Origin of the sequence: Comamonas sp. B-9, from assembly GCF_000410635.1 — a bacterium.
In the GTDB taxonomy this organism is placed as follows: Bacteria; Pseudomonadota; Gammaproteobacteria; order Burkholderiales; family Burkholderiaceae_C; genus Comamonas.
Map to the genome: position 1 here is coordinate 57,568 of NZ_KE148651.1, position 277 is coordinate 57,844.

Consider the following 277-nt stretch of genomic DNA (forward strand, 5'->3'; position numbering starts at 1 on the left):
CCGCGCTGGTGCTGGGTTTGGCCACCGCCCCGGCGGCCCGGGCACAAAGCGATGCGTCGTTGGTGCTCTCGGCCCTGCCGATTGCATCGGTCGTCGTGGGCACGGCGGCCTCGGTGGGGGCGTCGGCCAGCGTGGTCGCCCTGCCGGTCGCGCTGTCGGTCGATGGCGCCCAGCTTATCGTCAAGGGCGTGCAGGCATCGGCCAAGGGCACGGTCTGGTTGCTGGAGAGCGCATCGGACGGCGCGGCGGCCAGCATTGAGCTGTCGGCCGGTGCCCT

1 pseudogene is annotated in these 277 nt (G+C 72.6%); it reads left to right on the top strand.

From position 1 onward, the window contains the following. Window positions 1-277: pseudogene (locus tag H928_RS29175) on the top strand (hypothetical protein); the annotation flags it as partial.